This is a genomic window from Niabella pedocola, assembly GCF_021044425.1.
Classification (GTDB): Bacteria; Bacteroidota; Bacteroidia; order Chitinophagales; family Chitinophagaceae; genus Niabella; species Niabella pedocola.
Genome location: NZ_JAJNEC010000004.1, coordinates 819,805 through 846,664, shown reverse-complemented (window position 1 = coordinate 846,664; position 26,860 = coordinate 819,805). Strand labels below are relative to the sequence as shown.

Below are 26,860 nucleotides of genomic sequence, written 5' to 3'. Positions count from 1 at the left end.
CTGCGAACAACAAAAGATATGAAAGGAACGATACAAAGAATCATGGCCTGCTTATTCCTGTTGGGTGTTTTGGGATTAAGCCGGTTGAATGGCCAAACGATAAAGGCTTCCGGCCGGGTAATAGCTGCGGATACCAAAGAACCCTTGAGTGGTGCTACCATTACGGCCTGGAAAGGACGGCCGCTGAAGGCGCTTATCACTACCGATCAGCTGGGCAATTTCAGTGTACAGCTCAAACCGGGAGAGGAGATCGAGGTAACCTATGCAGGTTTTATTGCGGCCCGAAAGGCGCCTTCAGATACCTTGCTGTTTGAGCTGGAACGTTCTTCCAATGATATGAACCAGGTAGTGGTGGTGGGGTATCAGCGCAAACAAAAGGAAACGATTACGGGCGCCATCACGCGGATTACGGCAGATGATATCAAAGACATTCCTTCGGCCAACCTGGAGGAGTTGATGCAGGGCCGTGTGGCAGGTTTGAACGTGCAGATGAATACCGGTGCTCCTGGATTCAGAGGAGCCGCTACCATCCGGGGGCTTTCCAGTATCGGCGCCACCGGCAGTGGTGATAATGCGTATGTTAATGCCAACTCTCCCTTATATATCGTAGACGGTGTACCCATTGATGCGGATGCCGGCTTTGAATACGGCTTCCAGTCCATCGGCCCTGGCACCAGTCCGTTATCCCTGATTCCGGTGGAAGATATCGAAACTGTGGATGTAATGCTGGATGCGCAGGCGGCCTCGCTCTACGGATCCCGCGGCGCCAATGGTGTTATTGTAATTACCACAAAAAAAGGAAAGTCCCAGATACCCATTATTACCTATGTAGGTAATTATTTTGTAAATACCGTACCGCCCCTGCGCAATACCATCGGCGGACAGGAAGAGCGGCTGCTCCGGGTAAATACAGCATATAATAACGGCGACTACGGGTATATTTATCAGATCAATAAACAACCCTTTATTTCAGACAGTCTGAACCCTTTTTATAATAATGCCACTAATTGGCAGGGCATCTATTACACACCTACGTATAACCATTCGCACAACGTTTCCGTTTCCGGCGGCGACCAGGTATTGAACTACAAAGCCAACCTCAATTATTATTCTGAAAGAGGGGTGATCCGGAATACGGGTTTCGACCGCTATGCGGCTACGATGAGTTTGGGATTTAATCCCAATGAAAAATTCAGGATCAATGCGCAGGTGTTTGCAGCTATCGGTAACAAGCTTAAAGGCAGTGGTAACGGGCTTACGGAAGTAGGTGCCGGATCCAATGTAGCATCGTCGTTGCTGCCGGGACCCTCGTTTTTCCTGGATGTATCCCAGTTCTCCGGAGCCATCTATAGCACCAACGATGCCAAAACACATAATTTCCGGTCTTTTGTAGACGCCTCTTATGAAATTATAAAAAATGTACGCCTGAGCTCCAATACCAGTTATGACTATACCATGGACAGTGAGGACTTTTTTAAACCCGCTGCGGCCGATGCCAATCGCACCCGCCTCTATGGTTTTTCGGCCCGGCGTTCCAGCTTATATAACCGTAGCCAGGTCAATTATACCCAAACCTATAATGACAAACATACCGTGTATGCATCGGTGTTTAGTGAGTTAACGGTAGACAACAGCACGGGTTATGTGATTGAAAACCGCAACGGTCCCAATGACTACTACTGGGGACCCTTTGGCTACAACTCCTGGTACTCCGACTATGCCGGTGTGCAATACAACAGCGGCGGCACCAATGAATATAAAACCACACATACCATTGCCGTTGCGGCGAACCTGCAATACAATTTCAGTAAAAAGTATGTGATCGATTTCAGCTACCGGCAGGACGGAAGTTCTTATGCAGGCGCCAATAACCGCTGGGCTCGGAACCCTTCCCTGGGATTGCGCTGGAATATAGAAAAGGAAAAATTTATGGAGAATGTAAAATGGGTAACGGCTGCCAGCCTGCGTTTTACCTATGGGATCAACCTGCGGCCCACATCGAATATTTATGCTTCGCAGGGACAGTTTGGAGTAAGAGGTGCGTATAACAACGTAGTGCGTATTGGCCCCATATTAGGATACCTGCCCAACCCGGATCTGCGGCCGGAGCGGGTAGAAACCAAGAACCTCGGGGGGGATTTTTATCTGTTTTCCAACAGGGTAGGGCTTTCGTTTAACCTGTACGAAAAAAATATTGACGACCTTATTTATGAAACCCCGTTGGCAGATGCAACCGGTTTCCAAAAAACATTTTCCAATGATGCGGCGCTAACCAACAGAGGCCTGGAGGTTTCGCTTACCTTCCGTCCCGCAAGGCCCGGCAAGGATTTTAACTGGAATATATATGTAAACGGATCTGCGATCAAGCAGATTGTACGCCGTTTGCCCGGGAATGCCCTGGTTTGGTACAGTGATAACAATTCCGTGATTGCCCGTGTGGGTGCGGGCCAGAACAATTACCTGCTGATATCGCAGGGCGTATTTGCGGCCAATAAAGATGTTCCCGTAGATCCGGTAACCGGCCTGGGCTTCCGGAATGGCTATACCACTTCATATTTCCAGGCAGGTGATATTTACTTTAAGGATGTGGATGGCAACTATGTAATTGATGGAAACGACCTGCAGGTGGGTGGCCGCTTTGAGCCGGTGTTTACCGGTGGTTTTGGCGGTATGCTGATGTATAAGAACTTTAACCTTACGGTAAGCGGCTCCCTGCTGATGGATCGCACCTTGCGCAATAATGCCCTTTCCCAGCGGCTGCGCAATTACCAGGATCCGCTGGAATTGAAAGATGAAAACGGGGACGGTTCGGTAGACCTTCCGGCTACGTTTGTAGACATCAGTGATGTGGATTATTACCGCCCCGATCATACCAATGCCCGGTATCCCAATCCCTTCCTGGTAAATACCGGTACAGAATCATTAAGAGATGGGCAAAGCCTGTTTGAGGAGGATGGCTCTTACATCAAATTCAACAGTGCTACCCTGGGGTATAATTTTAACAAGACCTGGCTTAATAATACGCTGAAACTGCGGAATGCAAGAGTGTATGTGACCATAAAAAATCCCTTCCTTATATCCCGCTACTCGGGGCCCAATCCCGAAACGGTAAATAGCCTGGGACGTGATTATTTAGGCAATTATCCCAATACCAGAGCCTATACCATTGGGATGAATGTAGAGTTCTAAAACCGAATTTAAACATATAAATGATAGATACATGAAGTGGTTGCATCAAATATTATTCCTGCTGTTACTGGCATCAGCCGCTGCATCCTGCAAAAAATTCTTGAACGTGGAACCGGCAGACCGTACCGGCTCCAACTCCTTCTGGAAAACCCGGGAAGATGTGGAAGCCGCAGTGATCAATTGTTACGGGTTCCTGTTCCAGAAATTCAACGATTTTAATTCGCCGGTAATTCCGGCCGTTGGCGATATGCGTTGCGGGGGCATTAATGGCAGCGTGGCTTCCGGTCAGCTGGGGCAGGGTTTTTATACCTTATCACAAAACGACCTGTCCAATACGACCAACCTGGGTGTACCGGAGCGCTATCACCTGAATGATATTGACGATTGGGGGCCCTATTTTGAGTCCATCGCCAATTGTAATATCACGCTTTCGGAGATCGAAAAAATGAAAACGCTTAGTGATGCGGAGAAGAAGCAATATATAGCCGAGGTGAAATTTGTAAGAGCCTTTACCTATTTTTATATCTGCAGGTTGTATGGCGATGTGCCTTTTTATACGCAGCCTTACGATAAAACACCCCGGCCCCGTACATCGTTTATTACCATTTTTAATACCCTGATCGCTGAGCTGGATGCCGTAAAAGATGATCTGCCCTGGACGGCCGCCAATCCCTCCGATCTGGGGGTGCGCGCCTGCAGAGCATCGGTATACACCCTGGTTGCACATATGAATATGTGGCTGGCAGGCTTTGACAAAGCCAACCAGGAAAAATACTGGAAGGACGCGGCTGAAAAATGTGTGGCGGTAAAAAACAGTGGTGCTTTTGAGTTATTGCCCATAGAGGAAACCAAGCGCATTTTTAAAGGTAAAACCAAGGAAAGCATTTTTGAGTTTGAGCTTAACCGAAATTATGGCAATACATCCCTGTACGTAAACCTGGGCCAATGGATGACCCATTCACCCATAGTGGATTACGGCGCCAACAGTGATCTGTATTTTGTGCGGCCTTTGATGGAGCGTATTTATCCGCCGGGGCTGCCCGATAAAAGAAAAGATACCTGGTTCTATCTTCCTTATAGTAATAACCAAACCTTTATGTTCTTAAAACAGATCAATGTGGCCGATCCTACGGGTTACTGGAGTTTTGAGGACAACCTGATGGTCTTCCGTTATGCGGATGTACTGCTGCTGGGTGCTGAAGCCCTGGCAAACCTGGGCTCCAACAATACGGAAGCCATCAGTATGTTGAATACGGTACGCACAAGGGCGGGAGCGCCGCTTTTTACTGCCGGGTCCGAAGACCTGAAGGATGCCATCTTCTGGGAGCGGCAGAAAGAGCTCATAGGGGAGGGACACCGCTGGTACGATTTTGTACGAACCGGACGGGTAATGGATCCCAATCAGATCATTACTTACCTGACACAGGACCAGTTTGACCGTGGTGCCTGGACCTGGCCCATTGACGCGAAGGCCCGGCAAAACAACCCGGAAATTGTGCTCAACCTGTATTGGGTGCGGTAAGCAGTTTTAAACTATAAATCGTGATCGCGTAAAAATAATAGTTCGATGAAAAAACTTCCACTGATCGTTTATCTATCTGCCTTATTGTTCCTGGCAGCCTGTAACAAGCAGGATTATTTTAGGGATACCGGCCTGCAGTCGGGTGTGTTCAAGGAAAATATTTACGAGTTCCTGCAGGGGCGCCCCTTCCTGTTCGATTCGCTGGTACAGGTGATTGACCGGGCGGGTATGAAGGACGTGCTGCAGCATGAAACCGTAACATTTTTTGCGCCGCCCGACCGTTCCCTGATGTTATTGATGAACGCGGTGAACGGTAACCGTTATGCCCAGGGAAAGGACAGTCTCCGCATCTCCGACATACCGGGTGATATCTGGCGCAAGTATTTAGCCCGCTATATTTTTAAAGGGCGGTATATGATGAACGATATCAGCCGGATCGATTTTGCAAGAGCCGCCTTGTACCCGGGACAAAACATCGAATCGTACGATGGGTATATTATGAATATGGGGGTGGTATACGGTGCCTATTCCGGTACCCAGGATGTAGGACCGCGTACCATCTGGCTTTCTGCTGTGGGAGATAATCTTACAGATCTTGCAAAAGCACTGACCGAGCAGGTGGCCACCTCCAACCTGCAGCCTAAAAACGGTGTGATGCATGCATTGGCCGGCATCTCCTTTTTTGCCTATGGCTCCGATTTTGAATCGGTGGTCAATGATAATGTACCGTAATGGTGGGGTTGAAATGCCATGAAGTTTAAAAATGATTTAAAGTACGATTATGTATAAAACGATTTCTATCCTGTTTGTTTTGAGTTGCTGTTTGCTATGGGCCTGTCGCAAGGAAACAGCGCTGGGGCCTTATCCCTACGGTACCGACAAGGAACCGTTGAATGTAAAGCTAAGTACAGAAGCACTGCGGCCATCTGTAAGCGCCCCGGGCAGCACGGTAACGCTTTACGGAACAGGGTTTGCCAGTTATAAAAAAGAAGAACTATTGGTTCGGTTTAACGGGGAGCCCGCAGAAGTGCTGACGGTATCCGACACCCGGCTGGAAGTAAAAGTGCCGGTAAGAGCCAGCAGCGGAATGATCACGCTTACGATCAACAAGCAGGTATTGCCCGGGCCCCAGCAACAGATCAGCGGGCCGGTATCGATGGATGCTACCTTTAAATCCTTTCCCGGTGCCACCGGGGGAAGTGTTTCGGGGATCCGTTTCCTGGATGACGGTAAATATGTGATTGTGGGCAATTTTAACGACTATGATAATTCAGGTGAAGCAGACGGTTTGAACGGGATGGCCCGTTTGAATGCAGATGGCTCCGTAGACCGCAGTTTCAAAACCCGCCGGGGTTTTCTCGGGGGGAATGTTCAGGATGCCTTACCCCTCCCGGACGGGCGCTATCTGGTAGCCGGAAGTTTCAGCCATTACCGTAATCGGTTCCTGGGCCGGGTACAGAATATGATCACCCTGAACCAGGACGGTTCACCGGATACGATGCTGGTACGTTATACCGGGCTCGAGCGCGTGGACACCGTTCCGGCACTTGCCCTGGGATTTGATGCACCGGTATCGGCCCTGCACCGGCAAACCGACGGTAAAATTGTACTTACCGGCGCTTTCCGGCAGGTATTCAGAAAAAATTATGGCGGTCTCTCCGCCGATGGTAAACGGGATTCGTTACGTATAGATACCCTGCACATTAATTACCTGGCTCGTTTGAATGCAGATCTTACTATTGATACCACGTATAATTATGACCGTCTGCTGCCGGCCGGAAAACCCGCGGTAAACGGCGGTATCATGGACTCGTATCTCAACAGCGCCGACCAGCTGATGATTGCAGGCTCCTTTACTACATTCAATGGTGCGGCTGCGGTGCGGTTGGCGCGGCTGGATACCTTAGGCGCTTTAGATCCCTCCTTTAATGTAAGTACGGGGCCAGACAACACGGTATCTTCCATCGATCAGTTGCCGGATGGAAGGGTAGTGGCCGCCGGTTATTTTGTAAATGTGGCGGGCAAACCCGTTAAAAAGGTGGCCCTGTTTACCGCCACAGGTGCTTTGGACAATAGCTTCGATCCCGGCGAAAGTACGGTAGGCTCATTGATGCATACCCGTGTATTAGACAATGGTAAAATATTGATCAGCGGCTTCTTTGATGTGTTTCAGGGGTACCGGCGGGATGGGGTGGCCATCCTGGAACCCGATGGAAAACTGAGCACCACGTATAATAATTTCGGGGGCTTTAAAAATGGCTTCGTAACTGCATCAGCAGTACTTGCAGGACGTAATGCCATTGTGCTGGTAGGGGCCTTTACCGCCTTTGATCTCAAGTCACTGTCGGGTATTGTTAAATTGAAATATTGATCGGATCATCTAAATTCTTGGGAATATGAGCAAATTAAAGTTCGGTATCAAAGCAGCAGGCCTGGGGCTGATGGTAGCAGCGGCGCTGTTGCAAGCCTGTAATAAACCGGTGCTGGCAGATCAGGCTGGAGGAGGAGAAGATCCGCTGATCAGTTTGAAAAAGAAAAAGACCCTGTTGATTGTGCTGGACGGGGCCGTAGGTGCCGCCGTTGAAGAAGCCAATCTTCCGGCCATCAAAAAAATGCTGGATAACAGCGTGTACAGTTTTTACGGACTCATTGATACCATCAGCAATGATGGCACTACCTGGGCCGACCTGGTAACGGGTACGCGCCTGAACAAGCACAATGTAAAAACGGAGAATTTTGCATCGGCCAATTTTGCGCAGTATCCTAACTTTTTAAAACGGCTGAAGGATAATAACCAACAATTCCGGGCGGTGGCATTTACTACGTTGCCCCTGCTGGCAACGGGCTTGTTTGGATCCGAAATGGAAAAACATCAGCACCTGGCCGATAATGATGCCGCTGCAAAAGATTCGGCGGTAAACCGGCTGAAAACGGATGATGCCGATCTGCTGCTCGTGGATTTTTCACTGGCGGAACGTGTGGGGAAAACTTATGGCTTTGGTAGCGGTGTAGCCCAATACCGTACGGCGCTGCAAACACTGGATAGCTATATTGATGAAATGATTTATACCCTGCAGCACCGGGATACCTATGAAAAGGAAGACTGGCTGGTGGTGGTTACATCTACGCATGGAGGTAAAGCGGATGGAAGCTATGGCGGTAGTACCAGCCAGGACCGCAATGTATTCAACATCTATTACAGTCCTGGCCTGAAAAAGACCGCTATCCCAAGGCCTCTGGTTAATATTCCGTATGAAGGTAATTTTATACGATTCAATGTGCTGAACGGAGCACAGCAATATGCGTATACGAATCATCCTGCCTTCAATTTTGGAACTTCCCAGAACTTTACAGTGGAGCTGCGTTTGAAAACAAATAATGCTACATCAGACGATCCTCCTTTGATTACCAATAAAGATTGGAACTCGGGGGGAAATACCGGTTGGCTGATCTTCAAGCAAAATACCCACTCCCGGATCAATTTCAGGGCAAGCGCCACGAGCAGAAAAGATTTTAACGGCCCTGTTTTTACAGATAATAAATGGCATATGCTCTCGGTGAGCTTCGATCGCAAAGGTGTAATTTCTGTATACCAGGATGGTGTTTTATTTACAACCAATAGTATTGCGGCTAATACGGGTTCTGTGGATGCGGGACTTCCGCTCGTAATAGGGGAGGATGGAAGAAAGGCGTATTACTCGGGATGGGGGTATTCTGCGGATACCTATATTTCCGATGTACGCATCTGGAATACGGTACTGCCCGCGGATTTGATCAATAGCTGGCAATACCTGGATCTTAACCGTAGCCATCCCCTGTATAATAATCTTGTCGGCTGGTGGAAAATGAATGAGGCCTCAGGAACTGTTTTGAAAGATTATAGTAATACGGGGGCCGACCTTACGTTCGTTGGAAGCCCTACCCGCCCTTCCATAGCTGATATACTAAATCCATCAGCTCTCGACAGCAGACTGTTAACACCTGGATTGATCGACCATTCTTTCCGGATTATGACCTGGATGGGCATGCGGGTCGATTACCAGGGCTGGGGACTGGATGGAAAAGTATGGAGTGGTAACTGATTTTTAACCTAATAAATAAACAATTATGAATTTAAAAATGCGTTCTAAGCAATCTTTTGGTCTCATTTGTTTGTTATTTATTGCTGTTTTGGGAGCTGGTTGGAGGTTTGCTCCTTCCCGGTCAATGAAGGCTGATAATGTGCACGCTAAAAAAATAACTACGGGTACCTGGGAATGGTATGGTGCCGATAGCGCTTATGATACGGGGGGTGGAGATTGGCCTTTTGAAGCCTGGATGTATGATCCGGATCTTGTGGTCCCTGCTTATTATAAGGTTGTTGGGGGAACCATCGAACGTTCCTACCCGGGGGGAAAGATTTTTGTAAGGTGGAATAATGTATCTGGATATGGGCGTGTTTCAGCGTATAGCTCAGATAGTACTTTACTTACCTACATGGATGTATATATAACCGGTACCCCAATCGAATAGGATTGATTTAAAGGAAAAAGTCTTTAATAATTATGCGATACACTTTCTGGTTGTTGTTACTTGCATCGTTAAGTGCAGCGGGACAAAAAAATAAAACTCAAAACATCGTTTTCATTTCCGTAGACGGCTACCGCTGGGAAGAACTCTTTAACGGCATGGACAGTTCGCTTGCCAACAAACGGCAATACCGTAAAACCGACAGCGCTGCGCTCATGGCAAAATACTGGGCGGGCACGGCCGATGAACGCCGGGTAAAGCTGATGCCTTTTTTCTGGAAGACCATCGCGGCCCAGGGGCAGCTTTATGGAAACCGCGATTGGGGCAATAACGTAAACGTACGCAATGCCTACTGGTTCTCCTATCCCGGGAGGGCCGAAACGATCACCGGGTATTATGATCCGAAGATCAATTCAAACGGGTATCCGGATAATCCCAACACCAACGTATTTGAATTTATCGAACAGCAAAAAGGCTTCGGTGGGAAGGTAGCCGTGTTTGCGAGCTGGGATGCGGTAGACCGGATTGTGAACCGCAACCGGAATCACCTGCCTCTGATCAATCCCTATGAAAAAGTTCAGGACGGCGGACTTACCGAAGCACAGGAGCTGGCCAATGAACTCCAGGATTATATGCCTAAATATTATGGTGATGAGGAACGCTGGGACATGCATACCTATGCCATCGCAAAAAGCTATATCCTGGCCCGTCATCCGCGCGCCGTGTATATCGACTTTGGTGATCCGGATGTACTGGCGCATTCTGGCCGCTACGATTTTTACCTGGATGCAGCACATTATATCGACCAGATGATCGGCAGTTTGTGGAATGCGATGCAGCGGGATCCTTTTTACCGGAACAGAACCACTTTTGTTATTTGTCCGGATCATGGCCGAGGAAGTGGTAAAGATTGGGTGAGTCACGGCACGTCTGCTGCAGGATCGAATAATACCTGGCTGGCAGTGATAGGGCCCGATACGCCGGCAACGGGAGCCGTTAAAACAAAAATGCAGCTCTACCATGATCAGTTTGCCCAAACAATGGCAAACCTGCTGGGACTCGATTTTAAAGCAGCACATCCGGTTGGCCTGTCAATACCCGCTGTAACGGGACGATAGATAATTGGTCTCATGCAATATGCAAAAAAGAACGTTTTTTTGTTGGAATGATGACTGCAGGTGAAGTAATGTTATTTTCCGGACCGGGTAGCCCGCTGCAACGGCATAGGGCGTTGATCCCGGAATTAAAGACCGGAGAGGTATTGATCCGGAACCGGTTTGTGACCCTTTGCGGCAGTGACCTGCATACCTATACCGGCAAACGGACAGAAGCCTGCCCTACCGTATTGGGCCATGAAGTAGTGGGTGTGGTGGAACAGATCGGCCCGGGTCATTCCGGAACGGATCTGCAGGGTGATATACTTAACAGGGGCGATCTTGTAACCTGGTCGGTTTTTGCAAGCGACCCGGAGTCTTATTATGCCCGTATCGGAATGCCACAGAAAGGCACGGGGCTTTTTAAATACGGCCATGCACCGGTTACCGCAACAGACGTTTTTCACGGCGGACTAGCTGAATATTGTATCTTGAAACCGGGTACGGCCATATTAAAAATACCGCCGGCAGTTCCATTGCCTGTTGCAGCTACGATTAATTGTGCATTGGCCACTGTTGCCGGAGCATTGCGGCTTGCGGGTGCTGTTGCCGGTAAGCAGGTAATGATATTTGGAGATGGGTTATTGGGACTGAGTTGCGCGGCTATGTGTAGAACGGCTGGTGCTGCCTGGGTAGGCGTAGCGGGTGCCAGACCCCGGCGTATAAAACAGGCGGTTGATTTTGGTGCGGATGTGGCTTTTGTGACGGCTCCCGCGTCGGTCGTATGGGAGGGTATCCGGGAACAATTTGAGCGCAAGGGGGTGGATGTGGTTTTTGATATGAGCGGCGCTCCGGAAGCTATGGAACAGGGCTTGCAGCTCCTCGCTGTTGGTGGTACGGCCATATGGACCGGTGCTGTTTTTAAAAACAGGCCGGTGCAGGTAAACGCTGAACAGCTGGTACGGCGGCTCATCACGATCAAAGGATTGCATAACTACAATACCGGCGACCTGGTAGCAGCTCTGGATTTTATTGCCGGTAACTGGAGCCATTACCCCTTTGCCCGTGTGGTGGAGCAGGAGTTCTGTTTATCGGAGGCCAATGAGGCCTTTGCGTATGCCCTCCGGGAAAAACCGCTTCGTGTGGGGATCCGGCTGCCATAACAGGATACCGGATACCTGACAACGCCCAAAAAATAACAGGAACCGTGCCGGCAGTGTAAATAAGGAATGAACAGATTGTGAAGGGGCGCTATCGAACAAAGCGGCAAATTGTATGAAAGGAGCAAAAACATACCGGAGGTTGCAATGGCGCATGCTGTTGGGAACCATGTGCTGCTACCTGTTCTTTTATATGGGGCGGCATAACTTTGGATGGGCTGCAAAAGAAATTACGGAAGACCTGCATATATCTTATTCGCAGGTGGGATGGATCAATTTTTCAATGCTGATGGGGTATGCGCTGGGCCAATTGATCAATGGCAACATGGCAGATCATTACAGCCCGCGGAAGATGGTGCTTTGGGGCGGACTGGGCTCAGTAGCCGTTAATTTTGCCATCAGCTTTTCGCATTCCTATAGTATGATCATGGTGCTGTGGACCCTCAACGGCTATTTTCAATCGCTGGCCTGGGCACCCGGAAGCCGTATCATTTCCAACTGGTGGCCCGAACCCGAAAGGGGACGTGCCTTTGGATTGTATACCATGGCGGCTGGTTTTTCAACGGTGCTTACGTTTTTGTTCTCCATCATGATCGTGCATCAGCATGCTTCCTGGCAGTTGCTGTTTCGCCTGCCTGTTTTGTTTTTGCTGGTGGCTGTTATTGTGTTTTACCTGATGGTGCGGGATCAGCCGGCTGATATGGGATTGCCCAATTTGATTGAAGAATCGGAAAAAGCCGAAAAAACAAGCTGGAAAGAAACCTATCGGCATGTATTCCGCAACCGGGAATTTATGATGGCTTCTTTAGCGATGGGGTTTGAAAATATGGCGCGCTACGGACTCATCACCTGGGTGCCGGTGCATTACCTGGGCAGCAACTGGCAGCAACATCCCCGGAACCTTTGGGCGATCCTCCTGTTGCCGGTAGGAATGGCCATCGGTGCTGTTTTTTTTGGAACGATCTCGGACCGGTTGCTGAATTACAACCGGCCGGCCGCCATCCGGATAGGGATGCTGGCGAGTGCAGCGGTAACGCTGGTAATTTGTCTCAGCCCTGCCATCAATCTTTTTGCCGGAGGCGTGCTGATGTTTGCTGCCGGTTTTTTTGTATACGGTCCCCAATCCGCTTTTTGGCTGATGAGCCCCGACCTGCTTACGGAAAAATACATTGGAACAGGAGTCGGGATCATGAACATGTCTGCCTATGTATTTGCGGCGGTCGGTGACCCGCTCTGGGGATACCTGATCGACAAAACCGGCAAAACCTCCAGTGTATTTGGCGCAGTCATCATCATCTGCCTGCTTTGTGCTGCCACCATTTCCCGCATCCGGTATAAAGATCAAAAAAGCTACCCGGTGGCAGGAATCGGTAATTGACGGTATCCGCTTGTTTCGGTGTTGTATGAAGTACAAACAGATGCGTACACGTCCTTTCATCCGCCTGCGCTGATTTTTTGAGCTGCCCGGAATGTCCCTGTTACGGTGGGATAAAATGCCGGTATCTTTGTGCGATGATAAAAGCTCGGGAACAAGACCGGCCTGTTGTTGTTCAGATTCTTACAGAAGCCTTCAACGATAATAAGAGCGTTAACTACATTATTCCACAGGATGCCAAACGTCAAAAACGGATACGGCTTCTGATGGAGTATGCCTTTGATGTTTGCATGTTATCCGGTGAAGTGTTCCTTACCGAAGAGGGTAACGGCTGCGCGCTGGTATTGTTTCCGGATCAAAAAAAGGCTAGTCTGCAGACAATGGGGCTGGATCTGAAACTGGCTGTTAAGGCAACCGGGATCCGGAATGCCCTGAAAGCCATGAAGCGGGAGGCTGCACTCCGGAAACTGCAGCCGGACGGGCGTTTATATTACCTGTGGTTTATCGGTATGCGCCGGGATGCGCAGGGGCGGGGCAACGGAAGCCGGCTGTTGTCCGGCTTAAAGCAGCAGGCCAGCAACACCGGGCGGATCTTGTGCCTGGAAACATCTGCTTTAAAAAATGTTCCCTGGTATCAAAAGAACGGGCTTGAGATTTATAATGAGATCGATTTGGGTTATCCCCTGTACTTTATGAAATGGGAATCAACCTAAGAGTGCCGCGGTTGTTGCGGTACTGTTTTTGCAGCACTGCATGAGATGGTATGATGGATAAACAATTAAAACGCTGGATATGAAAGCTGGATTCAAAGTAGGGGACAACGTGCGTTGGAATTCCGAAGCCGGAATGGTTTCCGGTACGATTATTAAAGTGCATACAAAGGATTTTCAATACAAAGGATATACACACCATGCTACGGCGGCAGATCCCCAGTACGAGATCAAAAGCAGCAAGACGGATCATATTGCAGCTCACAAAGGGGCGGCACTTACCAAAATCTGAACCCTGGCCGTATGGACATATTTGGGTGTTGCCGCAACCGGAGCGCGGGCCTGTACGATTCGTGCATACATTTGTAAAAAATACATCCATGATAAAAGCTGGCAGTAATTGGTATGGTTTGCTGATAGGATGCCTGGTACTCTGTACTGCCTGTGGCACACAGCGGCAGCTGAAAGACGAAGGCTACCGGCTGGTTTGGGCGGAGGAGTTTAACCGACCCGGAAAAGTAGATACTTCCGTTTGGAATTTTGAAAACGGGTTCGAACGCAATCATGAACTCCAGTGGTATCAGCCGGAAAACGCCTGGTGTGCAAACGGCCACCTGGTCATTGAAGCCCGGCGCGAAACAAAACCCAATCCCCGTTACAACAACCGTGCGGTTGAATGGCGGCAACAGCGGCAATACATCGGGTATACATCGGCCAGTATCAATACCCGCGGACGTAAAACCTGGCAGTATGGCCGTTTTGTGATGCGGGCAAAAATCAAAACGGATAACGGCCTCTGGCCGGCGTTCTGGACGCTGGGTGCAAAGCGGGAGTGGCCTTCAAATGGCGAAATTGATATTATGGAATATTACCGGGGGACCCTGCTGGCAAATATTGCCTGCGGTACCACGGAGCGGTACAAGGCTAAATGGTTTACCGTAAAAAAGCCGGTTTCCGAATTTGGAAAAAATTGGGAGGCGGCTTTTCATATCTGGCGGATGGACTGGGATGAGCAGGCGATTAAATTATATGTGGACGATCGTTTGCTGAACGAGGTTCCGCTTGATCAGCTTGCGAACCCGGATGGTTTTAACCCTTTCCGGCAACCACATTATATTCTTCTTAACCTGGCTATTGGCGGAGACAACGGCGGGGATCCTGCAGCAACCCGCTTCCCCAGCCGGTACCTGGTAGATTATGTGCGGGTCTATCAAAAAAAGTAAAAAGCGTTCCGGACGTTTGCCACGAAGGCACAAAGGCCCGAAGCTGCGCGAAGGTTAGGCGCTTTTTCGTGTTTCTTAGTGCCCTTCAGTTTTTGTGGTTCTTGATCTTACGCGAGACGTTTGCCACGAAGGCACAAGGACCCGAAGATGCGCGAAGGTTGGGCGCCTTTTGTGTTTCTTAGTGCCTTTCAGTCTTTGTGGTTCTTGATCTTACGCGAGACGTTTGCCACGAAGGCACAAAGACCCGAAGATGACGAAGGTTAGGTGCTTTTCGTGTTTCTTAGTGCCCTTCAGTTTTTGTGGTTCTTGATCTTACGCGAGACGTTTGCGACGAAGGCACAAGGACCCGAAGATGCGCGAAGGTTAGGCGCTTTTTCGTGTTTCTTAGTGCCCTTCAGTTTTTGAGGTTCTTGATCTTACGCGGAACGTTTGCCACGAAGGCACAAAGGCCCGAAGCTGCGCGAAGGTTAGGCGCTTTTTCGTGTTTCTTAGTGCCCTTCAGTTTTTGTGGTTCTTGATCTTACGCGAAACGTTTGCCACGAAGGCACAAAGGCCCGAAGATGCGCGAAGGTTGGGCGCCTTTTGTGTTTCTTAGTGCCTTTCAGTCTTTGTGGTTCTTGATGCTACGCAGGAGTGTTCGCCACGAAGGCACAAAGGCCCGAAGATGACGAAGGTTAGGTTCTTTTTCGTGTTTCTTAGTGCCTTTCAGTCTTTGTGGCTCTTGATTCTACGCAGGAGTGTTCGCTACGAAGGCACTGAGGGCCGAAAGAAAGGAACGAACCAACACAAATGATCCAATAGCAAAACCCCCAATGTAAAGAATTACCCGGGGGTTTAATTTGCATTATAAACCTGTCTTTAGAGCGGCGGCCATTGCCGCACGCGCAATATGTTACCAGCAGCACTGAGCTGTTCTTTTCCAGTACCTCCCGGAAGAGGCTGAAAAGCTGAGCAGGACAGCGACACTTGTTTTGGAATTTTAAATAAAGAAAACTGATAAAAACCCTATGAAATGAAAATTGACTGCATAGGATCATTTTTCAGATGAAATGATACACAAAACTATCAGGGCGGCAGTTTTTTTTCCTATTAAATTCGATGAATGCCTCATTTTTTTCGATAAAAACAGGGGAATCCATTTTCTTGAAAAATGAACGGACCGTTTAAAGGGCATTCTGCCGGAAGCCTTTAAGCTAAAGGGTTTGCTTAAAAAGAACCACTTTTAGTGCTACCCCGGATGGGGTAGTATTATCGAGTGCTGATAGTGCTTTTTTTTTACATTCACAATGAGCTGGCTCTTAATTAAAAACATATGGTGTTCTTTGTTTATGGTTTTTCCGGTTGCCGTTTGTCAGGGTAGGGGGTATCAAAAAATAAGGGGTGCTCGGGCAAACGCTATTTCAGAATTAAATAATAAATTGCCGGATGCTTGCTTCACCCGTTTTTTTTATAGTGTCGGCGCTGCTGACCGGTATCGTTTTGATCATTCTTTTAAGTACGCGGTATAAAGTTCACCCGTTCTTTTCATTGTGCCTGGCTTGTTTTGTAACCGGCGGACTGGGTGGGCTGGATGCCGTTTCCATACTCTCGTTAATGAAAGAAGGCTTCGGGAAGATCATGAGCTCCCTGGGGTTTATTATTGCCATCGGTACTGCGCTGGGTATGGTATTGCAGGCCAATGGGGCCACTACCGCCATGGCCAATGCCATTATTAAGTGGGTTGGAGGAAAACGGTCGGCCTTTGCCATGAGCCTTACCGGTTTTTTTGTAGGGCTTCCGATTTTTTGTGATTCGGGTTATGTGGTATTGAACGGATTGAACCAATCGATGATCCGCCGCACCGGAATCGCTACCGCAATTATGAGTACCACGATGGCCACAGGGCTTTACGCCGTGCATTGTTTTATACCGCCGCACCCGGGCATTACTGCTGCCGTGGGCACAGTGCACGCAGAGATGGGACGGGTGATCCTGTTGGGGTTACTGGCGGCTGTTCCGGCAATGCTGGCCGGTTATTACTGGGCCGTGTGGAAGGGCCGGAAATTTCCGGCGATAACGGGGAATGATGATCCTGCGGAGCCATTGCCGGATACGGACCGGTCCCTGCCTCCGGTGGCCTTGTCATTTATTCCGGTAATCGTACCCGTAATCCTTATTGCCTGCAAGGCGTTGATACCGGTGCCGGGTAATCCGTTACTCCGCTTAATGCTGATGACCGGTGAACCCGCTATAGCGCTGGCGGTGGGCCTGGTACTGGCGCTGTGTATTCCCCCGGAAATGGGATAAAGGTGCCCTCGGCCGGCTGATGCATCATGGGTTGGAAAAAGCCGGCGGCATCCTGGTGATCATTGGAGCTGGTGGTGCTTTCGGAATGGTCATCAATGCCCTGAAGCTTCAGGATCACCTGGCCTCGATCCAGGGCGTAAAAGCCCTCGGTATCTTTTTCCCCTTCCTGGTTGCCCTGATCCTTAAAACAGCGCAGGGCTCTTCTACTGTTGCAGTGTTAACGGCGGCTTCCATTGTACTTCCGTTTTTGCCCGGACTGGGCCTGGATACCGAGAACGGGCGGGTGCTGGCCGTGCTGGCAATGGGCGCAGGTTCCATGGCCGTATCACATGTGAATGATGCCTACTTTTGGGTGATCACAAACTTTTCCGGGCAGGAGCTGAAACAGGTGCTGAAGGTATACAGTATGGCTACCATCTGGATGGCGCTTACGGGCATGCTGGCCGTTTATATATTATCGTTAATTATGCTGTAGATGAAAATTGTTATTGCACCCAATGCATTCAAGAACAGCCTTCCGGCGGCTGCGGTTGCTGCTGCTTTAGAGGAGGGTATCCGCCGGGGCGGCTATACCGGTGCATTGGTTTGCCGTCCGGTTGGAGATGGGGGTGACGGTACCGGTAGTTTGCTGGCACAGTACCTGGGAGCGGAGCAGGTAGTTGCCGAAGTGGCGGATCCGCTGGGCCGAACGATACGGGCAGCCTTTGGATGGATCGAAGCAACCGGAACAGCGATTATTGAAATGGCGGATGCTTCCGGTTTGCGCCTGCTGCAACCGGAGGAATACGATCCCCTGCATGCTTCAACACGGGGCTGCGGACAATTGATAACAGCGGCGTTGAACCAGGGCGCCCGGGAACTGTTGCTATGTATCGGGGGCAGCGCCACGGTGGATGGAGGAACGGGATTATTAAAAGCCCTGGGACTTCAGCTTTATGATGTGGAGGGCAGCCCCTTATCATCGCTTCCGGCGGATCTGGTTACGTTGCATAGCATCGACAGTTCGGGGCTGGATCCGCGGCTGCACGATGTAACGATCACCATACTTTGTGATGTAAAGAATCATTTGCTGGGCGCGAAGGGCGCCGCTGCAGTTTTTGGTCCGCAAAAAGGTGCCGGAGCCGGTGAAGTTTTACAGTTGGAGGCGGCGCTGCAGCAATGGCGGAAGGTAGTGCTGCAAACGACGGGAACGGATATGGATGTATTGGAATCGAGTGGTGCGGCCGGTGGCGTTGCGGCCGGACTGGCGGCTTTTTGCAAGGTGCACATAGTGGATGGCATCGATTACTTTTTAAAAAAGACCGGCTTTGAGCAGGAGCTGGAAGGCGCTGGCTGGGTGATTACCGGTGAAGGTGCCATCGATCATCAAACACTGGAAGGCAAGGCGCCTTTCGGCGTAGCTGTGTTGGCAAGGCGAAAAGACATCCCCGTGATCGGTATCGCCGGCAAAGTGCCGGAGGGGCCAGATGCGGAATTGGAGGCCTATTTTTCGCAGCTAATTTCAATTAATGAACAACCGGCAACATTGGAAGAAGCGATCCGCCAAACAAGGCCCAACCTGGTGAAGACGGGAGAAAAGATCGGAGCGGTATTGGAAAAAATAAGGAACAATAGTAAAAAGGATCCGGGTGTTTCGGGTAAAGCTTGGAAGTAATCATATAAACGAAGCTGTAAAACAGCGCATTTAAAACAATGAAATTCAGAACCGGATTGCTGTTCCTGTTAATACTGGCCGTGCGGCCGGTTGCCGGTCAGCAGGATATAACGGGGCAATGGCAGTCGCCGCATTCAATAACGGTATTAAAGGCTGCACCTGTAGCGCTGATCCCTTTTCCAAGAGAAGTGACCTGGACAGGGCAGTTGTTAAGCGTACAAAAAACGATGATCATCGAAGTGCAGGACGCGGTGGGCGGATTGGCTGATAATGCCGTCCGGTCGCTAAAGGCGCTGCTGCAAACCTACCAGGTACAAACGGGAACGTATATTGCGGGAGCGCCCAAAAAAGAAACGGCTGCCCATATCCGGTTTTTAAAAAAAGCGCAGCCTGTAAAGGAAGGATATCAGTTGCAGGTAACGGCTTCGGAGATCCTTATTTACGCCAATGATGCATCGGGGTTTTATTACGGCGTGCAAACGTTGCGGCAATTGCTGGCCCAAAAAACGGAAAAGAACGCCTTGTATGGTTGTATCATTGCTGATGGCCCGGCCTTTGAATGGAGGGGCTTTATGCATGATAATGGCCGTAACTTTCAGTCGATCGATCTGTTAAAAGCGCAGCTGGAAAAAATGTCCTGGTATAAATTCAACACCTTTCACTGGCATTTAACGGATAATCCTGCATGGCGCCCTCAAAGCAAGGTGTACCCGCAGTTAAACGACCCGGCCAACCGGAAAGCCGGCCGGGATCCGGATAGTACCTATTCATTCGATGCCATCAGGGATCTGATCGCATTTGCCCGTGAACGGTCCATCCGGGTGATTCCCGAATTGGATATGCCGGGGCACAGCAGGTATTTTGAGCCAACCTTTGGATTTAAGATGGAACAGGAACAGGGGATCGCTGTGCTGGAGAAACTCATTGATGAATTTTGCGAGCAGATACCGGCGGCAGACTGTCCGGTGATCCATATCGGTTCCGATGAAGTAAGGATTCCGGCCCCCCAGGCGTTTATCAGGCGGATCACGGATCGGGTAAAGCGGCACGGGAGGCAGGTGATGGTATGGAATCCGGGACTGCCTCCTGAGCCGGGTACGATTGAGCAACACTGGCGCGATGATGGCAGTGCCGGCATAAAGAACAACGGTAACCCGGTCGTGGATTCCTATGGCGGGTACCTCAATTATTATGATGCCTACAGCACAATACAGCAATATTTTTTTCAGCAGATCTGTAACCGGCCGGCCGGAGATGCTAAGGCCCTGGGCGGTATTGCCTGTTGCTGGCCGGATGTACGGGTAGATGATAAAAGCCGGATCTTCCTGCACAACCCGGTGTGGCCGGGTATCATTACGTATGCCGAAGCCGTCTGGTGCGGCCGGCCGGCTTACAACCGTAGTTATATGGCCTGGCTGCCGCTACCCGGTACACCTGCCGGCCGGTATTTCCAGGAATTTGAGCACCGGATGGCCCGGCACCGGTCATTGTTTTTTGAACAGGAACCGTTCCCGTATCATGCATTGGGCGATATGGAATGGAAGATGACGGGGCCTTTTTACAGGAGCAGGGAAGATGTTGTTTACAGGGCTTTTGCACCGGAATTAAACACTCACGTCAACGATACGGCCCGTACCCGTATCGTGGCGGGGGGAATCTTCCGGTTTGCAGATATGTTAGGTGAAAAGGCGTTAAGTTCCCTGGCGAATGAGACCCTGTACCTCACCGGGTATATGTACGCCCAAACAAATAGAACGGTATATGCAGTTACCGGTTTTGAAACGGCAGCGCGTAGCAACCGGCGGAGCGGAGGCATTCCGCAAAATGGAAAATGGGATGCCAACGGAGGAGCGATTTATATAAATGACACCGAACTCGCCGGTCCTGTATGGAACAATCCCGGCGGCAACCGCTATCTGAAGGCAACCTGGGAAACGCCGGCCAACGAAATTCCGTTTACGGATGAGGAGTTTTACTGGAGCCGGCCACCTGCTCCCATCCGATTACAAAAAGGCTGGAACAAGATCGTAGTACGGATTCCACGGGCTTATAGTGAGCAGAACTGGAACTTCGCGTTTGTGCCCGTTATAAAAGGACCCAATGGAAAATGGGAACGGGATCAAACGGTGCGGGTCTGCGCTGCCATTAATAAAAAATAAACCATTCCCGGAAAGAAAAGGTTGTTCGCCAGCCCTGGATCCCTTCTTTTTCATGCATCAGCTGCAGCCGAACCGTGCAATGTGTAAAGTGTTGCTCTTATGAAAAACCAGGTATCTGTTTGGCCAGTTCGTCCCGGTATACCCTCCCGATCGGAATCGCGTGTTCGCCCATCAGGATGCGGTTCCTGGCAATGCGTTGTATCCGGCTTTTGGCCACAATAAAGGATTTATGCACCCGTATAAAAGCAGGCCCGGGAAACAATTCCTGCATAGACTTTACCGATCCTTTTACAACGGTTTTGCCTGCGGTTGAATGAATAATCGCATAGTCTTTTAACCCCTGGATAAACAGAATATCGGTCAACTGTAATTTTATTTTTTCAACCCCGCTTTTTACAAAGATCGATTCCCCGTGTTCCTGGCTCCGTTCAACGCCAGCTTCTTTTTTTTGTAAAGAAAGAAAGTCGGCAATTTTTTCCAGCGCGTGATTGAATCGCTGCTGTGCAATTGGCTTTAACAGAAAATCGATCACACCCAGTTCAAAGCCTTCAAAAGCATAATCACGAAAAGCGGTGGTAAACACCGTTATCGGTGGCTGTGGCAAACTGCGTAACAAAGCGAGTCCGCTGATCTCCGGCATTTCGATATCCAGGAACAGCGCATCAACCGGATGCGTGTTTAAAAAGCTCAGGGCCTCAAATGCATTACCAAAGGTACCGGCAAGCGTTACCCAGGGCAAGGGGGTTATAAAACCCGCTAATATTTCCCGGGCCAGGGGCTCATCGTCTACAATAACGCAACTCAGGTTCATAACAGGATCTTTAAGGAAACCATATACGTACCCGGTTGTTCTTCTGTTTGCAGCACATAACGTTCCGGGTATAACAATTCCAGTCTTTTTCTCAGGTTCTGCAGGCCGATGCCTCCTTTCTGTTCTGCAGGAGCAGTATAAGACCTGCTATTGGCCAGCTGCACTTCCAATGTGGTGCCGGCCCGGATATGCAGGTGCAGAAAGGCATGACTGTTAATAGTGCCCAGCCCGTGTTTGATGGCGTTTTCCAGGAGGGGCAGGATCAGGAACGGAGGAATCATACAGGAATCCGTAACGCCATCAACAGTAATGCGGATATCTGCCTGATGATTGATACGCAACCGTTCCAGCGCCATATAGTTTTGCAGATACTCCAGCTCTTTTTCCAAAGGGATGTATGCTTCATTGCTTTCATAGAGCATGTATTCCATCAGTTCCGAAAGCTTGAGTACGATCCCGGGGGCTTCGTCTGATTTTTTTAACGTAAGTGCATACAGGTTATTGAGTGCATTGAAAAGAAAATGCGGGTTTACCTGCGCCCGCAGGAATTCCACTTCTGCATTCAGTTTTTCTACCGTGATCCGTTGAATAAGCAGCTGCTGGCCATACCAGTCGATGCTGAGTTTCAGTGCCAGCATCAACGCCAGGTACCAAAGGGTACTGAAGAAATTGTATGATAGGGCTTCCATTAGGTTGCTGTTACGCATCGGCCCGATCACGTACCCGTACAGCACATAATCAAACAGGCTTTGCACGATAAGATAGCCGGCTACAGACACCAGCAGCACAAAGCTATACATGCCGTAACGTTTCGTTAGGAGGTATCGCGGTAAAAAGTAGTGCAGGTTGAGATAGGCGATTCCGATCAGTAAGAGAATGCGCACAGAAACACAGGCAAAGAAATAGGGCAGACTGGCCTTGTAAATAAGATACCTTTTTTCATAAAGGAAAAACCCCGTTACCAACAGCCAATAGGCGCCCTGCGCCAGTAAGTGGCTGACTGGTACAGGCCGCTTTGAAAACGGCAGTGATATGCTTTTGTTCCGCAGGCGCATGGATCAGTTGTTGTGTAAAAAAAATCAAAGCAGCCGTACCTGCAAAATTATATCGACCAACGGCATCAATCGTAGAGGAAATCAGCACATAAAAAGAATGGGATGTTGCATCTTCTTTTGATCGATTAATTTGAACGCTGCTCTATTATTTTTTTGATCCGTTCATCTTCCGGCTAATATTGTATTCAGCATATTCAAATCCTATTTTTTAATTAAAACATTCTACAATGCAATCTACTACATTTAACCGGCCGTTGCTTAAATTATTTACGCTGGTCGTATGCTGTTTTATCGTATCGAGTTTTACCACGAAGCTGGGGCTCGACAGTTATGAAATTTATCTGAACAACAAGCTGCTTTTGAAGCAGTCGGTGAATCAGCCGTTGAGCTTGCGAAAGCTGCAGTTAAACAAGACCGGTGAAAATGACGCGCTGCGTATTTATTACCGGCACTGCCATACGCCCAATACCGGTACGGGGCGGAGTATTGCGGTGAAAGATGAAAAAGGGCGCCTGTTAAAGAAATGGAATTTCCCGAATGCCACCGGTTCCGACCAGGGTATGACGATTCCGGTAAAAGAACTGCAGCAGTTGGAGCGCACACACCTGCGGCAGGAGCTGAGCCTGTGTTATACGGCACAGGAACTTTCCGGGGAAGAAGCCCTGGCCTTTCTGCATTTTAAGTAGAAGGCCTCGCAGGGACTGTTATCGGTGCAGACTTCGTAAAAAGCCCGGTAGTTTGTCGCATACGGCCTCTTTAAAAACCAGATTTTACAGCCAACTTTGTTGTGGAATGGTTGATGTACAGGATCAGCCGGACCGGTGGAGCAGCACCCACATAAAAACGGGCGGAACCGAAAAGCCAGAAGAGTAGGAGTTAATAAAATAATTTTTATGTCAAACAACAAAGTTTCATTACACCGGATGCTTAAGACATCTCCCGAAAAAGTATACCGCGCTTTTACCGATGCGCTGGCAATTGCCTCCTGGCTGCCTCCGTATGGTTTTCTTTGTACGGTACACGAACTGGATGCCAAAGTAGGCGGGACCTATAAAATGTCGTTCCAGAATTTCTCAACGGGCAACAGTCATTCATTTGGGGGTGAGTATGTGGCACTGGAGCCCAATACATTCCTGAAGTATACAGACCGGTTCGACGATCCAAACCTGCCGGGTACCATGACCACCACGGTTTGGCTTAAAAAAACAGTTGCGGGAACCGAGTTGAAGGTAGAGCAGGAGGGTATACCAGACGTAATCCCTGTTGAAATGTGTTACCTGGGCTGGCAGGAATCCCTGGAAAAACTGGCAAAGCTGGTTGAACCAGAAATTCCGGATGCCTAACGGTTCGGATTGAAATAGGCAAACCGGTATGAGATCTGCGTTGTCTGCGGCTGTTTTTCCCGCTGATTGCGCGGATTTTTTTTTGATTCCCGTGAACGATTTATCTGAATAGTTTGAGCCGGCGCCTTATAATCTGTGCATCTGCGGCTATATTTTCCTGCCGATCCGTGCAGCACTTTTCGCAGGTACCCGTGCATGATTTATCCTAAGGCGTTTGGCGGGCGCTTTATAATCTGCGCATCTGTGGCTATATTTCTCTGCTGATCCGTGCAGAGCCTTTCGCTGATACCGGTGCATGATTTATCCGAAGTATTTGGACTGACGCTTTATAATCTGCGTATCTGCGGCTATATTTTCCTGCCGATCCGTGCAGCACTTTTCGCAGGTACCCGTGCATGATTTATCCGAGTGATTTGGACTGGATAAAACAGCTTGAACACGCGGTATTCTTTGTACGCTTCGCCGTGTCCGTTTCTACCGTGCCCGTTTTTGCTGTAGGAGCAGGGCATCTGCGGCAACGGCACCGTTGCTACCACCGGCAGCGAGTTGTAAAAAGGGCTGTTGACCGTTTTTCAGCTGATAGTTTCCAATGAAATGCCATTCTCCGGATGTTTGTCCCAACACTTTTACTGCTTCTGTATGTACCAGGCGATCGCTTGTTTGGGTGCCATCAAAAACGGTGATCTTGATTTCCTTTGCAGCATTGTCAACCCGGGGCAGGTACATATAAATGTCATAACTGCCCGCAGCAGTAATTGGAAGCTTGAAGGTTGCGGTTGCCGCCGGCGATGTTGTCAGCATCATGGAAGGTCCGTAACTCCGTTGCGTTTGCCGTTTCCAGTCTCCCGAGAACTGCACCTGCCGGGTATCTGCATCATCCACGATAATATCCGGAGGTGTCCCGTCCAGCAGGGGATCTTTCTTTAGCTGCTCCTGTAATGCGGTTACATCAACCTGTTGTACCGGTTTGTTTTCATGGATGGCCTGGGCGGCGGCAACTGCTGCCGATTGCGCCAGCACCATAAAAACCGGCTCCATCCGGATGGAGCCATACGCAATATGACTGGCGGACAGGCATACGGGTACCAGCAGGTTACTGCATTCTTTTTCCCGGGGTGTAATGGATCGGTAGGAGATCGGGTAGGGCGGAAACCCGCCGATCTCTACGTCGCCTTCATTTTTAACCATTTTTATCCCGTTTTTTTCAATAACGATCCGCTGGCAATTATGCGAATCCATGGTATAGGCTGCAATACCCACTCCATCGGATACGGTTTCCCCGCCCTGGCAGTTGTGTTGGGTCATAACATAGGCGCCGGTCATCCGGCGCGATTCCCTGATATAAGCCTGCGGCGTCCAGTGATGATTCTCTATGTACTCATCTTTGGGGTAGCCCCACTCCAGCATCTGCGCACGGATGGTTGCCGGTACCCGGTTGTCGTGCCCCAGGAAATACAGCAGGGATTTATTATACAGTTCCAGTTCCATCAGCAGTTGTTTCCGTTTGCTGTAACCGGCTTCGGGAAAATCGTCGCTCCAGCCGATCATGTCGGTAGAAAAAGGTCCGTTATTATTGATATCGGTTTTATGGTTTGGCATCAGATCCAGCTTCAGAACGGATCTGATATTGTTGACCGCACCCTGCTGGATATAACGGAGCAATAACTCAAATTTTGTGGAATCATACCCGGTTGGACGTGTAATGGGAATGCGGTTGGCGGGATCACTTGTCAAACAAATCCTGTAGTTGTACGCCTGCACCTTCCGGTCTGGCGAACCCGTAGCCGCGAGGGCTGCATCGCTGATGCCCCAAAGTAAGCCGCTGGCGGCATTGCCGGGTATCTTATAAGGATCAATCCCGTCCGGGAACTGGTGCTTGTTCATAAGCTGAACCCCGTTGTAGGTTTCGTTGTATTCGGAATTGGCTTCCCGCCCGATGCGGTAAGATACGCCTGCCTTTGCCATCAGGTCGCCCTCATAAGAGCAGTCGATAAATACATCTGCTTCCAGGTATACCGGTTTACCATTTGTTCCGTTTGAAGGTTCAATAACGATGCCTGTGATCTTATTGTTTTTCTTTTTCACGTCTTTCAGCTGGAAATTGTAAACAACCGGCACCGCTGCGGCTTTGATATAGTTTTTAAACAATTGCTCTGCAACCGAAGGTTCAAAGATCCACTGTTCAAACCGGCCATAGTGCGCGCCGGTTTTCCGGTAAAAATCCAGTGCCAGTCCGCTGATAGCATATTTATTACCAATATCTGTAAACCCCAGTCCGCCGGAGGTTAATCCGCCAAGCCGGTTACCCGGCTCAACCAGGATCACCGTTTTGCCCAGCCTGGCAGCGCTGTAAGCGGCAATGACACCGGCCGAAGTGCCGCCGTATACACAAATATTTACATGTTTTGGGATGGTTGTGTTCCGCGCGGTCACCGCGGAAACCAGGAGTGTAAGAAAGCTGACGAGTAAAATACGCATGGTTATTATTTGATGGCTTGATAAGTCGTTTTTTGGGTGACCCGGTGCAATCGCTCTGATATTCCGGAAGCATTGGATATCGTGCAAAATACAGATTTGAACTGGTAGTAGTGGCATAAGGACATTTAAAAAAGAAATGCCGGGGGCGTACCCGCTTGTTTTGAAGGATGCGAGCCTTTCGGACTTTAGGTCACAAGACGGTAACGCACCCGGCTATTTTGCGTGATTTTGCGGATTATTTCGGAAATTTGCTATCTTTATCGCGGAAATTGACGTATAATATTTCAGGCAT

General features: G+C 49.5%; 21 protein-coding genes. 18 read left to right on the top strand and 3 right to left on the bottom strand.

Going from position 1 to position 26,860, the window contains the following annotated elements; translation table 11 throughout:
• Positions 1-18 precede the first annotated feature (18 nt).
• The 16 genes from LQ567_RS07360 (at position 19) to LQ567_RS07290 (ending at position 20,881) form a co-directional block, all read left to right on the top strand.
• The gene (locus LQ567_RS07360) at positions 19-3,189 is read left to right on the top strand and encodes a SusC/RagA family TonB-linked outer membrane protein (protein WP_231003694.1); all 3,171 of its coding nucleotides are present in this window, start codon (positions 19-21) and stop codon (positions 3,187-3,189) included.
• 31 nt (positions 3,190-3,220) lie between these two features.
• Positions 3,221-4,711: a RagB/SusD family nutrient uptake outer membrane protein gene (locus LQ567_RS07355; protein WP_231003692.1), complete on the top strand. Its 1,491-nt coding sequence runs from the start codon at positions 3,221-3,223 to the stop codon at positions 4,709-4,711.
• A 45-nt stretch (positions 4,712-4,756) separates the two neighbouring features.
• Entirely contained in the window at positions 4,757-5,443 is a 687-nt protein-coding gene (locus tag LQ567_RS07350; RefSeq protein ID WP_231003690.1) for a hypothetical protein, read from the top strand.
• Between the two features lie 49 nt (positions 5,444-5,492).
• Positions 5,493-7,082, top strand: a complete 1,590-nt coding sequence (locus LQ567_RS07345; RefSeq protein ID WP_231003688.1) for a DUF5008 domain-containing protein — start codon at positions 5,493-5,495, stop codon at positions 7,080-7,082.
• A 25-nt stretch (positions 7,083-7,107) separates the two neighbouring features.
• On the top strand, positions 7,108-8,793 hold the full coding sequence (locus LQ567_RS07340) for a LamG-like jellyroll fold domain-containing protein (RefSeq protein ID WP_231003686.1): 1,686 nt from the start codon (positions 7,108-7,110) through the stop codon (positions 8,791-8,793).
• A 37-nt stretch (positions 8,794-8,830) separates the two neighbouring features.
• Positions 8,831-9,223 (top strand): hypothetical protein, encoded by a 393-nt coding sequence (locus LQ567_RS07335; protein ID WP_231003684.1) that lies wholly within the window; start codon positions 8,831-8,833, stop codon positions 9,221-9,223.
• 32 nt (positions 9,224-9,255) lie between these two features.
• Complete coding sequence (locus LQ567_RS07330; RefSeq protein WP_231003682.1) at positions 9,256-10,338, top strand: alkaline phosphatase family protein; 1,083 nt, start codon at positions 9,256-9,258, stop codon at positions 10,336-10,338.
• A gap of 47 nt (positions 10,339-10,385) precedes the next feature.
• Positions 10,386-11,477: a zinc-binding dehydrogenase gene (locus LQ567_RS07325; RefSeq protein ID WP_231003680.1), complete on the top strand. Its 1,092-nt coding sequence runs from the start codon at positions 10,386-10,388 to the stop codon at positions 11,475-11,477.
• A 112-nt stretch (positions 11,478-11,589) separates the two neighbouring features.
• Positions 11,590-12,852 (top strand): MFS transporter, encoded by a 1,263-nt coding sequence (locus tag LQ567_RS07320; RefSeq protein ID WP_231003678.1) that lies wholly within the window; start codon positions 11,590-11,592, stop codon positions 12,850-12,852.
• Between the two features lie 134 nt (positions 12,853-12,986).
• The gene (locus tag LQ567_RS07315; protein WP_231003676.1) at positions 12,987-13,562 is read left to right on the top strand and encodes an N-acetyltransferase; all 576 of its coding nucleotides are present in this window, start codon (positions 12,987-12,989) and stop codon (positions 13,560-13,562) included.
• Between the two features lie 79 nt (positions 13,563-13,641).
• Positions 13,642-13,851, top strand: coding sequence for a hypervirulence associated TUDOR domain-containing protein (locus LQ567_RS07310; RefSeq protein WP_231003674.1), 210 nt, complete (start codon positions 13,642-13,644; stop codon positions 13,849-13,851).
• An 88-nt stretch (positions 13,852-13,939) separates the two neighbouring features.
• Complete coding sequence (locus LQ567_RS07305; RefSeq protein ID WP_231003672.1) at positions 13,940-14,782, top strand: glycoside hydrolase family 16 protein; 843 nt, start codon at positions 13,940-13,942, stop codon at positions 14,780-14,782.
• A gap of 1,425 nt (positions 14,783-16,207) precedes the next feature.
• Positions 16,208-17,068, top strand: a complete 861-nt coding sequence (locus LQ567_RS26025; RefSeq protein ID WP_262909565.1) for a GntP family permease — start codon at positions 16,208-16,210, stop codon at positions 17,066-17,068.
• A gap of 31 nt (positions 17,069-17,099) precedes the next feature.
• Positions 17,100-17,543: a GntT/GntP/DsdX family permease gene (locus LQ567_RS26020; RefSeq protein WP_262909564.1), complete on the top strand. Its 444-nt coding sequence runs from the start codon at positions 17,100-17,102 to the stop codon at positions 17,541-17,543.
• Positions 17,544-18,722: a glycerate kinase family protein gene (locus tag LQ567_RS07295; protein ID WP_231003671.1), complete on the top strand. Its 1,179-nt coding sequence runs from the start codon at positions 17,544-17,546 to the stop codon at positions 18,720-18,722.
• Between the two features lie 38 nt (positions 18,723-18,760).
• Positions 18,761-20,881 (top strand): family 20 glycosylhydrolase, encoded by a 2,121-nt coding sequence (locus LQ567_RS07290; protein WP_231003669.1) that lies wholly within the window; start codon positions 18,761-18,763, stop codon positions 20,879-20,881.
• A 97-nt stretch (positions 20,882-20,978) separates the two neighbouring features.
• On the opposite strand, the gene LQ567_RS07285 is transcribed toward LQ567_RS07290, so the two are convergent.
• Positions 20,979-21,692 carry a LytR/AlgR family response regulator transcription factor gene (locus LQ567_RS07285; RefSeq protein WP_231003667.1) on the bottom strand — a complete coding sequence of 238 codons (714 nt, stop codon included), beginning with the start codon at positions 21,690-21,692 and terminating at the stop codon, positions 20,979-20,981.
• A complete protein-coding gene (locus tag LQ567_RS07280) occupies positions 21,689-22,747 on the bottom strand; it encodes a sensor histidine kinase (RefSeq protein WP_231003665.1) in 1,059 nt (352 codons plus the stop codon). The genes LQ567_RS07285 and LQ567_RS07280 overlap by 4 nt, the downstream gene beginning before the upstream one ends.
• Before the next feature lie 227 nt (positions 22,748-22,974).
• Here LQ567_RS07280 and LQ567_RS07275 point away from each other — a divergent pair, with 227 nt between their 5' ends.
• Positions 22,975-23,433, top strand: coding sequence for a hypothetical protein (locus LQ567_RS07275; protein WP_231003663.1), 459 nt, complete (start codon positions 22,975-22,977; stop codon positions 23,431-23,433).
• A 207-nt stretch (positions 23,434-23,640) separates the two neighbouring features.
• Positions 23,641-24,090, top strand: a complete 450-nt coding sequence (locus LQ567_RS07270) for an SRPBCC family protein (protein ID WP_231003661.1) — start codon at positions 23,641-23,643, stop codon at positions 24,088-24,090.
• Positions 24,091-24,564: 474 nt separating this feature from the next.
• On the opposite strand, the gene LQ567_RS07265 is transcribed toward LQ567_RS07270, so the two are convergent.
• Positions 24,565-26,568: an FAD-dependent oxidoreductase gene (locus tag LQ567_RS07265; RefSeq protein WP_231003659.1), complete on the bottom strand. Its 2,004-nt coding sequence runs from the start codon at positions 26,566-26,568 to the stop codon at positions 24,565-24,567.
• Positions 26,569-26,860: the final 292 nt, after the last annotated feature.